Origin of the sequence: Caulobacter sp. CCNWLW153 (assembly GCF_036889365.1) — a bacterium.
Classification (GTDB): Bacteria; Pseudomonadota; Alphaproteobacteria; order Caulobacterales; family Caulobacteraceae; genus Caulobacter; species Caulobacter radicis.
Map to the genome: position 1 here is coordinate 16,393 of NZ_JBAKFV010000028.1, position 11,638 is coordinate 28,030.

General features: G+C 69.0%; 9 protein-coding genes. 1 reads left to right on the forward strand and 8 read right to left on the reverse strand.

What is annotated here, in order from left to right; all coding sequences use genetic code 11:
• Positions 1-46: 46 nt before the first annotated feature.
• The 8 genes from V6S85_RS26105 to V6S85_RS26140 form a co-directional block, all read right to left on the reverse strand.
• Positions 47-904, reverse strand: a complete 858-nt coding sequence (locus tag V6S85_RS26105) for an ABC transporter permease (protein WP_116565036.1) — start codon at positions 902-904, stop codon at positions 47-49.
• Positions 905-1,067: 163 nt separating this feature from the next.
• Positions 1,068-1,973, reverse strand: coding sequence for an ABC transporter permease (locus V6S85_RS26110; RefSeq protein ID WP_165828721.1), 906 nt, complete (start codon positions 1,971-1,973; stop codon positions 1,068-1,070).
• Between the two features lie 142 nt (positions 1,974-2,115).
• Positions 2,116-3,207 carry an ABC transporter substrate-binding protein gene (locus V6S85_RS26115; protein ID WP_116565033.1) on the reverse strand — a complete coding sequence of 364 codons (1,092 nt, stop codon included), beginning with the start codon at positions 3,205-3,207 and terminating at the stop codon, positions 2,116-2,118.
• Between the two features lie 93 nt (positions 3,208-3,300).
• Positions 3,301-4,680, reverse strand: a complete 1,380-nt coding sequence (locus V6S85_RS26120; protein WP_334350751.1) for a glutamine synthetase family protein — start codon at positions 4,678-4,680, stop codon at positions 3,301-3,303.
• 196 nt (positions 4,681-4,876) lie between these two features.
• Entirely contained in the window at positions 4,877-6,241 is a 1,365-nt protein-coding gene (locus V6S85_RS26125; RefSeq protein WP_334350752.1) for an aspartate aminotransferase family protein, read from the reverse strand.
• 184 nt (positions 6,242-6,425) lie between these two features.
• Entirely contained in the window at positions 6,426-7,871 is a 1,446-nt protein-coding gene (locus V6S85_RS26130) for an NAD-dependent succinate-semialdehyde dehydrogenase (RefSeq protein WP_334350753.1), read from the reverse strand.
• A 3-nt stretch (positions 7,872-7,874) separates the two neighbouring features.
• Positions 7,875-9,365 (reverse strand): aldehyde dehydrogenase, encoded by a 1,491-nt coding sequence (locus tag V6S85_RS26135; RefSeq protein WP_334350754.1) that lies wholly within the window; start codon positions 9,363-9,365, stop codon positions 7,875-7,877.
• Between the two features lie 8 nt (positions 9,366-9,373).
• Entirely contained in the window at positions 9,374-10,099 is a 726-nt protein-coding gene (locus tag V6S85_RS26140) for a GntR family transcriptional regulator (protein ID WP_334350755.1), read from the reverse strand.
• Between the two features lie 85 nt (positions 10,100-10,184).
• Here V6S85_RS26140 and V6S85_RS26145 point away from each other — a divergent pair, with 85 nt between their 5' ends.
• The gene (locus V6S85_RS26145) at positions 10,185-11,495 is read left to right on the forward strand and encodes an aspartate aminotransferase family protein (RefSeq protein WP_334350756.1); all 1,311 of its coding nucleotides are present in this window, start codon (positions 10,185-10,187) and stop codon (positions 11,493-11,495) included.
• The last annotated feature ends 143 nt before the right edge of the window (positions 11,496-11,638 follow it).

The following is an 11,638-nucleotide window of genomic DNA, read 5'->3' on the forward strand; positions in this document are numbered from 1 at the left end:
CCTTCGGCCGCCTCCCCCAAGGGGGGAGGCTCCAGTGCGGCGAACATCATGCCTTGTCCCCCCCATGCGCCCCGGCCGTCGCCGCCGGATCGCCCTGCAGTTTCAGCGCCACGGCGGTCAGGATCACGGTCAGTACGATCAGGATGGTCGAGGCCGCGTTGACCTCGGGCGTCACCGAGAAACGCACCATCGAATAGACCTTCACCGGGAAGGTCACGGTGTCGGGCCCGGCCGTGAAGAAGGTGATGACAAAGTCGTCCAGGCTCAGCGTGAAGGCCAGCAGCGCGCCCGCCACCAGCGACGGGGTCATGTGCGGCAGGATCACGTCCTTGATGGTGCGGAACTCGCCGGCTCCGAGATCACGCGCGGCCTCTTCCAGTTCGCGGTTGAAGCTGGCCATGCGGGCTCTGACCACCACCGCCACGAACGGGAACGAGAAGGTCACGTGGGCGATGATGATCGCGCCCAGGTTCAGCGGCCACACCAGCCCCTGCGGCCAGGGCAGCACCTTGGCGAAGAACACCAGCATGCCCACGCCCATGCAGATCTCGGGCACCACGATCGGCAGGGCCAGCGCCCCGTCCACCACCGTCTTGCCCGGAAACCGGAACCGCCACAGGGCCAGCGCCACCAGCGCGCCCAGCACGACGCTGAGCAGGGTCGAGACCGCCGCGATCGTCAGGCTGTTGGCGAAGGCCTCGATCAGGCCGTCGTTGTTGAAGGCCTTCTCGTAATATTTGAGCGTGAAGCCCTTCCAGACGATGTTGCGCCGACTGTCGTTGAAACTGAACGCCATCAGGGCGATCAGCGGCGCATATAGGAACACCCCCACCGCCAGCAGCCACAGCCGGATCGGCCAGCGGCGCAGGTATTCGAGAGGCCCGGGCGGCGACTTGCGGCTCATCGGAAAGCCTCCCCCTTCCCCCTCGATGGGGGAAGGGCCGGGGATGGGGGTGACAGCGGCGTTTCAGGATGTGGCGCGGCCAGGCCCAGGCCCGCCGACGGGGTCACCCCCACCCCTGCCCCTCCCCCATCAAAGGGGGAGGGAGAAGAAAGAAGCGGCGAGATCATCCCACGCCCTCCTTCTTCCGGCCCTTCGACAACATCGCCTGCACGGCGATGGCGATGAAGGTCAGGTACATCAGCAGGAACGACAGGGCCGCGCCGAACGGCCAGTCGTTGGCGCGCTTGAACTGGCGCTCGATGACGTTGGCGATCATCTGGCTGTCGGGGCCGCCCAGGAGGTCGGGCGTCAGGTAGGCGCCCAGCGCCGGGATGAAGGTGATCAGCACGCCAGACGCGATGCCGGGCAGGGCCAGGGGCACGACGATGCGGAACAGGGTGCGCAGGTGCCCTGCGCCCAGGTCCAGGCTCGCTTCAAGCAGCGACTTGTCCAGCCGATCCAGCGCCGAATAGAGCGGCAGCACCATGAACGGCAGGTGCACGTAGACGAGGCCCAGGATCACCGCGAAGTTGTTGTGCAGCAGCTCCAGCGGCTGGTAGGCGCCCAGCGGCGCGACCTTGCCGCCGATGTTCCAGAACCACTCGAAGGTCTGGTTGACGTAGCCCTCGGTGCGCAGCACCGCGATCAGGGCGTAGGTGCGGACCAGAAGGTTGGTCCAGAACGGCAGCATGACCAGCAGCAAAAGCCAGGTCTTGGCCTTCTGCGAGGCGAAGGTGATCGCCAGCGCCACCGGGAAGCCGATCACCAGGCACAGGGCCGTGGTCAGCGCCGCCACCCAGGCCGACTTGACGAAGATCTTCAGGTACAGCGGCTCCAGCGCGCGGGCGTAGTTGGCGATCGTGCCGGTGAACGAGATCTCGGTCAGGCCCACGTTATGGCCGAAGCTGTAGGCCCAGACGATCGCCATCGGCGCGACGAAGAACACCACCAGCCAGACCAGCGGCGGTCCCAGCGCGGCGGCGAACACCGCCTTGGCCTTCTTCCAGCTCTGTTCCATTTGGCGCTCCAAGATCCTCCCCCTCTGGGGGAGGTGTCGGCGAAGCCGACGGAGGGGGGTGTGGCTGCGAGGGCGAGGCGCTCAGCGGAAGCTGAAAACGTCCCCCCTCCGGCCCTCCGGGCCACCTCCCCCAGAGGGGGAGGATCTCCGGCGTCTACGCCGCCCGCACGCGGGTGATGATCTCCTCGTAGAGGCTGGCCTTTTCCGCCCCCTCGAAGGCCCCATACTCACACTTGGCCATGATGGCGGCCGGCGGGAAGATCACGGGATTGTTCTTGTAGTCGTCCGGCATCAGCGCCTTGGCCGCCGCGTTGGGCGTCGGATAGAGGATGGTCTTGCTGATCTCGGCGCCGGCCTGGGCGTCCAGCAGGTAGTTGATGAACTTGTGGGCGTTGTTCGGCCGCGGCGCGCCCTTGGGGATGCACAGGCAGTCCGAGTTGATCAACGACCCTTCCTTGGGCACCACGAAGTCGACGTCGTCGTCGTCCTTCATCGCCTGGGCGATGTCGCCGTTGTATTCGAGCACGACATCCACCTCGCCCGACAGCAGCAGGTCCTGGCCGTTGTCGTCGTGGAAGGCCTTCACGAACGGCTTCTGCTTGATCAGCATCTGCTCGATCCTCGGCAGCATGTCGGCCGGGATGTCGTTGACCGAATGGCCCAGGTACTTGGCCGACAGGCGCACCAGGTCGGCGCTTTCCGACAGCAGGGCGATCTTGCCGGCATACTGGTTGCTGTCGAACAGCCACTTCCAGCTGTCGGGAACGCCTTTGACCTTGCTCTTGCGATAGCCGATGCCCAGCACCAGCCAGGTATAGGGCAGCGAGAACTTCCGGCCCGGGTCGAAGTCCGGGTTCATGAAGGTCGGGTCGATGTTCTTGATGTTGGGAACCTTGGCGTGGTCCAGCGCCTCCAGCATGCCGGCCTGGGCCATGCGGGTGACGAACTCGTTGGACGGCACGATGACGTCGAAGCCCGGATTGCCGGCCTTCAACTTGGCGAACAGTTCGTCGTTGGTCGCGAACAGGCTCATGTTCACGTCGACGCCGCTGGCCTTCTTGAAGTCGCCCAGCGTGGTCTCGCCGATATAGGTGTCCCAGTTGTAGAAGTTCAGCTTGGCCTCTTCGCCGCCCTCGGACGGCGCGGGCTTCTCGCCGCAGGCGGTGAACGACAGGCCGATGGCCGCCGCGCCGAACGCGGTCAGCAGCGAGCGGCGCGAGGCCCCCCGGAAGTGGTTGGTGCTCATGGCCTCGAAACTCCCTCTTTCGTTCGCATGAAGCGGACGAGGCCCCTTCCCCGCCGCCGGTTCAACCCAAAGCTTACTCCCAGCGCCATGCCGTCAGGCGTTGCGCAGATACCAGTCATAGTCGAGCTGCCCGACCACCTCGAAGAACCGCGCCTGCTCGGTGCGCTTCACCGACACGAACATCTCGACGAACCGCGCCCCCAGGTAATCGGCCAGCACGTCGGACTTCTCGAAGAGGTCGACGGCGGCAAACCAGTTGGACGGCAGGCGCACGTTCTCCTTGGCCGCGGCGGCATAGCCGTCGCCGACCACCGCCGGGCCCGGATCGATTTTGTTGGTGATGCCGTGGTGCGCCGCCGCCAGCAGCGTGGCCATCACTAGGTACGGGTTGCCGTCGGCCCCGGCCACGCGGTGCTCCACGTGCCGTGTCGGCGCCGGGCCGGCCGGCACGCGGAGGCTGACGGTGCGGTTGTTGACGCCCCAGGTCGGGGCGACGGGCGCGTAGGAATTGGCCTTGAAGCGGCGATAGCTGTTGGCGTTGGGCGCCAGGATCGCCATCCCCTCGCCCAGCAGCGCCTTCATGCCGCCGATGGCGTGCCTGAGCAGGTCGGAGCCTTCCGGATCCTCGGCGGCGCACAGGTTGTTTCCGCCCGCGTCGTTGAAGCTGACATGCACATGGAAGCCGTTGCCCGCCTTGTCGGCCCAGGGCTTGGCCATGAAGGTCGCCTCGCAGCCGTGACGCAGCGCCACCCCCTTGGCGGCGCGCTTGTAGAGCACCGCGTCGTCGGCGGCCCTCAGCGCGTCGGGCTTGTGCTTGAGGGTCAGCTCCACCTGGGCCGGAGCGAATTCCGAGATCGCGCCTTCCAGGGGCACGCCCAGCACGTCGGCGGTGTCCCACAGCTCGCGCAGGAACGGGGCGTTGGCCTCCAGTTCCGGCAGGCCGTAGACCTGGATGCCGGTCGGCCGCTGGCCGGTCAGCACCGACTTGGCGGGTAGAAGCTCGCCGCCGGGGCCCCGCTCGATGTCGACCAGATAGTATTCCAGCTCGCAGGCCGCGACCGGGGTGAGGCCGTCGGCGGCGTAGCGGTCCAGCACCCGTTGCAGCACGTGGCGCGGGTCGAGGTCGTTGGGCGTCCCGTCCAGCTCGTACAGCGACAGCATCACCTGCGCGACGTCGGGACCCAGCCATGGGGCCAGGGTCAGCGTCCCCGGCACGGGCCGCGCGCGGCGGTCGGCGTCGCCGTCCTCCCACACCAGGCCCGTCTCCTCGCAGTCGGCGCCCACGGTGTCGACCACCAGGATCGAGCCCGGCAGGAACCGGCCGTAGTCGTAGATCGCCTGCAGCTCATGCACCCGCAGGCGCTTGCCGCGCGGCACGCCGGTCATCGAGGTGAAGAACACCTCGACGTACTTCACCTGCGGATGGGCGGCCAGGAAGTCGCGGCATTCGTCGGGAGAGGCGACCATCACCATGACCCCTCTCCCCCCACAAACACCTCTCCCAAGGGGAGAGGGAGGGGCCCATGCAAAGCATGGGAGGGTGAGGGGGTAAGACGCCAGACGGCGTGCCGGCGCGCCGGTCGAGGGCGTAACCCCTCACCCTCCCAGCGCTTCGCGCCGGGCCCCTCCCTCTCCCTCTGGGAGAGGGTCCCGATAAGCGACCTCACCATCAGTCCACCTCCCCGACGGCCACGGCGAACGCATCGACCGCCGCGACCAGCCGATCCACCGCCGCGTCCTCGGTGACGGGCGAGACCAGCATCATGTTGTGGAAGGGCGCGATCAGCGCCCCTCGGTTGATCAGCCACAGATGCAGCGCTTCCACCGCCTCGTGGTCCAGCACTTTCCGCATCGCGGCGGCGTCGCGCGGCGGCGGATCGGCGAAGACCAGCTCCACCCGCGCCCCGACATGCGCCACCGACCATGGCAGGCCGCGGGCGGCGATCACGCCTTCCAGCCCCGCCACCAGCCGCTGCGCGCCGGCCAGCATCTTCGCATAGGCCGCCTCGGTCATGACTTCCGACAGCATGGCCCGCATGGCCGCCATCGCCAGCGCATTGCCCGACAGCGTCGTGCCGATCCCGGACTGTCCCGGCCCGATCCGCGCCTGCGCCTCGTCCATTCGCGCCGACAGCTGCGCGGTCACGCCCCAGACGGCGGCCGGCACGCCGCCGGCCACGGCCTTGCCCAGCACGAAGACGTCGGGCTCCAGCCCGTGCGCCCTCGTGTAGCCGCCGGGGCCGGTCGAAAGGGTGTGGGTCTCGTCGATGACCAGCAGGGTTCCAGCCTCACGCGTCAGCCTGCGCAGGGCGTCGTGGAAGCCTGGATCGGGCAGGATCATCCCGCAGTTGGTCATCACCGGCTCGGCCAGCACGGCGGCGACGTCGCCGGACGCCAAAGCCGTTTCCAGCGCTTCGAGATCGTTGAACGGCACGACGCGGGTCGTGGCGGTCAGGTCCTGAACCTGGCCCAGCAGGCCGGGCTTCATGGCAGGCGCGCCATCCTTCAGCACCACGAACGCGTCCTCGACCATGCCGTGGTAGCAGCCGTCGAACACCAGGATCACCGGCCGCCGCGTCACCGCCCGCGCCCAGCGGATCGCCGCGCGGTTGGCGTCGCTGGCCGTGGTCGCCGCCTGCCACAGCGGCAGGCCGAACCGCTCGGCCAGCAGCTTGCCGACGATCACCGCCGAGGCGGTCGGCAGCATGAACCCCGCCCCGCGCCTGGCCTGGTCGGCGACGGCGGCCGCCACGGAAGGCTCGCCATGGCCGAACATCGACGGCGTGTCGCCCAGGCAGAAGTCGTCATACAGCCGGCCGTCGACGTCGGTGATCTGCGCCCCCACGCCCTGGGCGGCGAAGATGGGGCTGGGACAGGCCCAGTCGCCCATCCAGTGCATCGGAACCCCGCCCCGCCACACGGCCGAAGCCGCCCTGGCCATCGCCACGCTGCGCGGATGCTCGGCCAGGAACCGCGCGCGTTCGGTCGCGATCAGGTTGGCGAGGGTGTTCGACTTGGCGAGCGCTGCTGTCATGCCTCACCTCCGCCAAACCAAACTCCCGTCATTCCCGCCCTTGTGGCGGGAACCCCTGGCTCAGCTTGCGGGTGAAGCGCCTTGGCGGGCCTGCCCGCCACACCCCCGCCCTTGCCGCGGACATAGGGGTTCCCGCCACAAGGGCGGGAATGACGGGAGGAAAGGAAAAGGCGGCGCGACGACGTCATCCCACCCCGCCAAAGCACAGGTACTTGGTCTCGAAATACTCATCGAGGCCTTCGGACGATCCTTCGCGGCCCAGGCCGGACTCCTTGACCCCGCCGAACGGCGCCACCTCGGTCGAGATCAGGCCTTCGTTGATGCCGACCATGCCGGCCTCGATGGCCTCGGCCACGCGCCAGCAGCGGCCCACGTCGCGACTGTAGAAATAGGCCGCCAGGCCGAAGGGCGTGGCGTTGGCCAGGGCGACCGCCTCGTCCTCGGTCTCGAACTTCACGATCGGGGCGACAGGGCCGAAGATCTCCTCGTTGAACAGGCGCATGTCGGGGCTCGCGCCGGTCAGCACCGTGGGCTGATAGAACAGGCCGCCGAGTTCATGGCGCTCACCGCCGACCTCGACCCGGGCCCCGGCCGCGACGGCCTCCTTAACCAGGGCCTCGACCTTGACGATGGCCTTGTCGTTGATCAGCGGGCCGATCACCACGCCCTCGCCCGTCCCCGGCCCCACCTTCATCGCCGCCACCTTTTCGGCAAGGCGCTTGGCGAAGGCGTCGTGGATGCCGGCCTGCACGATCAGGCGGTTGGCGCAGACGCAGGTCTGGCCGGTGTTGCGGTACTTGCTGGCGATGGCGCCGTCGACGGCGGCCTCCAGGTCGGCGTCGTCGAAGACGATGAAGGGCGCGTTGCCGCCAAGCTCGAGGGAGAGCTTCTTCATCGTGCCGGCGCACTGGCCGTAGAGCACCTTGCCCACCGGGGTCGAGCCGGTGAACGACAGCTTGCGCACCCGGCCGTCCTCGCACAGGGCCTTGCCGATGGCGCTGGCGTCCGTGCCGGTGACGACGTTGAGCACACCGGCCGGCACGCCGGCCTCGACGGCGAGGCGGGCGATGGCCAGGGCGCACAGCGGCGTCTCGGCCGCCGGCTTGACCACGACGGTGCAGCCGGCCGCCAGGGCCGGGCCGACCTTGCGGGTGATCATGGCGATCGGGAAGTTCCATGGCGCGATCGCCGCGCACACGCCGATCGGCTGCTTGATCGAGGCCAGGCGCTTCTTCGGATCCGGCGTCGGGATGGTGTGGCCGTAGCCGCGCTTGGCCTCCTCGGCGAACCAGTCGATGAAGCTGGCTCCATACGAGACCTCGCCCTTCGACTCGGCCAGCGGCTTGCCCTGCTCGGCCGTCATCAGCCGGGCCAGGTCGTCGGCGTGGGCGAGCATCAGGTCGCTCCACCGGCGCAGGATCGCGCCCCGCTCCTTGGCCGTCCTGGCCGCCCAGGCCGGGAACGCCCGGTGCGCCGCCTCGATGGCGATCCGCGTCTCGCCCGCCCCCAGGTCGGCCACCCTGGCGATCAGCGCGCCGTCGGCCGGATTGGTGACGTCGAAGGTCGCCTCGCCCTCGATCCACAGGCCGTCGATGAAGGCTTCGGTTTCGACAAGGTTCAGGGCGGTCATGGGCTACCTCAGCGTTACGGACACCGACTTCAGGTCGGCGTACTTGTGCAACGCATGAAGGCTGCGGTCACGGCCGAAGCCCGACTGCTTGAAGCCCCCGAACGGCATGGTGATGTCGCAGGCGTCCCAGCCGTTGACCCAGACCAGGCCGGCTTTCAGCTTCCGCGCCCCCTTCAGGCCGCGGTTGATGTCGCTGGTCCACAGGCCGGCGGCCAGGCCGTAGACGGTGTCGTTGGCCAGGGCGAAGGCCTCGTCCTCGCCGGTGAAGGTCATGACGCCCAGCACCGGGCCGAACACTTCCTCCCTGGCCAGTCTGTGCGAAGGCCGCACGCCGTCGAAGATGGTCGGCTCCAGATAGAAGCCGCCGGTCTCGATCCGCACCTGGGCGCCGCCCAGCACCGGCGCGCCGCCCTCCTCGCGGGCCTTGTCGATATAGGAAAGCGCGGTCTGCATCTGCCGCTCGCTGACCATGGCCCCGAAGCCGGTCTGCGGATCCAGCGGATCGCCGACCTGGATCGTGCGCGCCACCGCCACCACCTTCTCAAGGAACGCGTCCTTGATCGAGGCCTCGACCAGCAGGCGCGAAGCCGCCGTGCAGACCTCGCCCTGGTTGTAGAACACGCCCCAGGCGGCGGCCTGGGCGGCCGCGTCCAGGTCCGGGCAGTCGGCGAAGACGATCTGGGGCGACTTGCCGCCCAGTTCCAGCGACACGCGCTTGAGGTTGCTCTGCGCGGCATATTCCATCAGCCGCCGGCCGGTGGGGCCCGAGCCGGTGAAGGCGATCATGTCGACGTCCATCGACCGCGCCAGGGCCTGGCCGGCGATCGCCCCGAAGCCCGGCACGACGTTCAGCACCCCTGCCGGGAGCCCGGCTTCAAGGGCCAGCTCGCCCAGCTTCAGCGCCGTCAGCGGCGACTGCTCGGCGGGCTTGAGGACGACGGAATTGCCCATCGCCAGGGCCGGCGCGACCTTCCACATCGCCATGTGCAGCGGGAAGTTCCACGGCACGATGGCCCCGATCACGCCCAGCGGCTCGTGGGTGGCGAAGCTCAGGCGATCGGCCGGCGAGGCGCCGACCTCGCCATAGACCTTGTCCAGCGCCTCGGCGTACCAGCGGGTGGTGTTGATCGCGAGGGGAATGTCCACGCTGCGCGCATCGCGGATCGGCTTGCCGACGTCCAGGCTCTCCAGCAGGGCCAGGTCCTCGGCGTCGCGCTCCATCAGCTCGGCCAGCCGGAACAGCACCTTCTTCTTCTGGCGCGGATGCAGGTCACGCCAGCGGCCGTCCTCGAAGGCGGCGCGGGCTGCGGCCACGGCCCGCTCGACGTCGGCGACGTCGCAGGCGGCCACGGCGTTCAGCACCGCCCCGTTGCGCGGCCCGACATTGTCGAAGGTTCCGCCCGAGGCCGCGCCGACCAGCGCGCCGTCGATCACCGCCCGGCCGGGAAGGGCCAGGCGGCTCAGCTGTTCGGAGATGGATGCGGGAACGCTCACGTCCTGCCTCATGAAACTGTGATCACAGTTTGCCCCGCCGGAGCGACTGTCAAGCCGGCGCCGGCCTCGACCGCCGCGCGCATCTTGTCCATGCCTTCGGACAGGTCAGCGGCGATGGCCCGGCGGGCGCCCTCGGCGTCGCGGGCCTTCAGGGCGTCCATCGCCTCGGCGTGGCGGTCGGCCGGCAGGCTGCCGGTGCCCACCCTGCCGAACACCACCCGCATGAACGGCCCGATCTGCAGCCACAGCCCGCCGGCCATGGCCAGCAGCACCTCGGCCCCGGCCCGCTCGTAGATGGCGAAATGGAAGGCGTGGTTGGCCACCATGTAGCGGTCGACGTCGCCCACCCGCAGGGCCTCTTCCAGGTCCTGGTCGATGGCCTTCAGCTTGCGCACCAAGGCCTCGTCGGCCCTGGGCGCGGCGCGGGCGGCCAGTTCCGGCTCGATCCATTGACGCGCCAGCTCCAGCTGCTCCAGCCGTTCGGCGCTCAGCGAGGGCACGGACAGGCGCTTGTTGCCGGGGTTGATCGCCAGGGCCCGCTCGGCCACGAGACGGCGCACCGCGTCGCGCACCGGCATCGGCGAAACCCCCAGCTCGGCCGCCAGGCTGCGCAGGGAAACGCCCACGCCCGGCGCGATCTTGCCGGTGATCAGGGCCTGGCGAATGGAGTCGTAGACCTGGTCATGCACCGCCGTGGAATCGGCCAGGGAGCGGCGCGGTTTCGGCTCTGCCATCTCCCCTCCTCTCCCCGATGCATTCAGGGGTTGCCAGCTAGCCGATAATTGCGATCACAATGCAAGCCTAGCGAAGAGAGACGCCATGGCCGCCAACGACCTCGACGCCTACTGGATGCCGTTCACGCCCAACCGGCGGTTCAAGGCCAATCCGCGCCTGCTGGGCGGCGCCAAGGGCATGCACTACACGACGCCCGACGGACGCCAGATCCTCGACGCCACCTCGGGCCTGTGGTGCGTCAACGCCGGCCACGGCCGCGAGCCGATCACCGAGGCGATCCGCAGGCAGGCCGGCGAGATGGACTATGCGCCGAGCTTCAACCTCGGCCATCCGCTGGCCTTCACCTTCGCCTCGCGCCTGGCCCAGATGACGCCCAAGGGGCTGGACCGGATCTTCTTCACCAACAGCGGTTCGGAGGCGGTCGACACCGCCCTGAAGATCGCGCTGGCCTATCACCGCGGCCGCGGCAAGGGGACCAAGACCCGGCTGATCGGCCGCGAACGGGGCTATCACGGCGTCGGCTTCGGTGGGATCTCGGTTGGCGGCATCCCCAAGAACCGCATGTATTTCGGGTCCCTGCTCACCGGCGCCGACCATCTGCCCCACACACACGGCCTGCCTGAAAACCTGTTCAGCCAGGGGCTGCCCAGGCACGGCGCGCACCTGGCCGACGACCTGGAGCGCATCGTCGCCCTGCACGACGCCTCCAACATCGCCGCCGTCATCGTCGAGCCCGTCGCCTGCTCGACCGGCGTGCTCGTGCCGCCCGAGGGCTATCTGCAAAAGCTGCGGGCGATCTGCGACCGCCACGACATCCTGCTGATCTTCGACGAGGTGATCACTGGTTTCGGCCGGGTCGGCGCCCCGTTCGCGGCCGACCGCTTCGGCGTGACCCCCGACATGATCTGCATGGCCAAGGGCCTGACCAACGCCGCCGTGCCGGCCGGCGCGGTGGCCGCCAGCACGGCGATCTACGACACCATGCTCGACGGCGCCGACGCGCCGATCGAGCTCTTCCACGGCTACACCTATTCGGGCCACCCGCTGGCCTGCGCGGCGGGCTTGGCTACGCTGGAGATCTACCAGGGCGAAGGCCTGTTCGAGCGCGCCCTGGCGCTGGAGCCCTATTGGCGCGCCGCCGTCCATTCGCTGGCCGACGCCCGCCACGTCGTCGACATCCGCGACTTCGGCCTGATCGCCGGCGTCGAGCTATCCCCCCGCGCCGGCGCGCCGACCGCCCGGGCGATGGAAGCCTTCGAAGCCGCCTTCGACCAGGGCCTGCTGATCCGCGTCACCGGCGACATCATCGCCCTCTCCCCGCCGCTGATCATCGAGGAAGGCCAGATCGACCAGGTCGTCGAGACCATCCGCAAGGTGCTGGCGGCGGTGGAATAGATCCTCCCCCCCCCCCGGGGGAGGTGGCCCGGAGGGCCGGAGGGGGGACGTTTTCAGCTTTCGCCGGGCCGGCCATCTTTCCCCGTAAAATCCCCGCGAAAGCGGGGACCCAGGCTTTTTCTGAAACCCACGGCGCTCGACGA

What these genes read in the sequence shown, in the direction of transcription:
- V6S85_RS26145 (WP_334350756.1), top strand. Translation starts at nt 10,185, where the DNA reads ATGGCCGCCAACGACCTCGACGCCTACTGGATGCCGTTCACGCCCAAC.
- V6S85_RS26125 (WP_334350752.1), bottom strand. Translation starts at nt 6,241, where the DNA reads ATGACAGCAGCGCTCGCCAAGTCGAACACCCTCGCCAACCTGATCGCG.
- V6S85_RS26105 (WP_116565036.1), bottom strand. Translation starts at nt 904, where the DNA reads ATGAGCCGCAAGTCGCCGCCCGGGCCTCTCGAATACCTGCGCCGCTGG.
- V6S85_RS26140 (WP_334350755.1), bottom strand. Translation starts at nt 10,099, where the DNA reads ATGGCAGAGCCGAAACCGCGCCGCTCCCTGGCCGATTCCACGGCGGTG.
- V6S85_RS26115 (WP_116565033.1), bottom strand. Translation starts at nt 3,207, where the DNA reads ATGAGCACCAACCACTTCCGGGGGGCCTCGCGCCGCTCGCTGCTGACC.
- V6S85_RS26130 (WP_334350753.1), bottom strand. Translation starts at nt 7,871, where the DNA reads ATGACCGCCCTGAACCTTGTCGAAACCGAAGCCTTCATCGACGGCCTG.
- V6S85_RS26120 (WP_334350751.1), bottom strand. Translation starts at nt 4,680, where the DNA reads ATGGTGATGGTCGCCTCTCCCGACGAATGCCGCGACTTCCTGGCCGCC.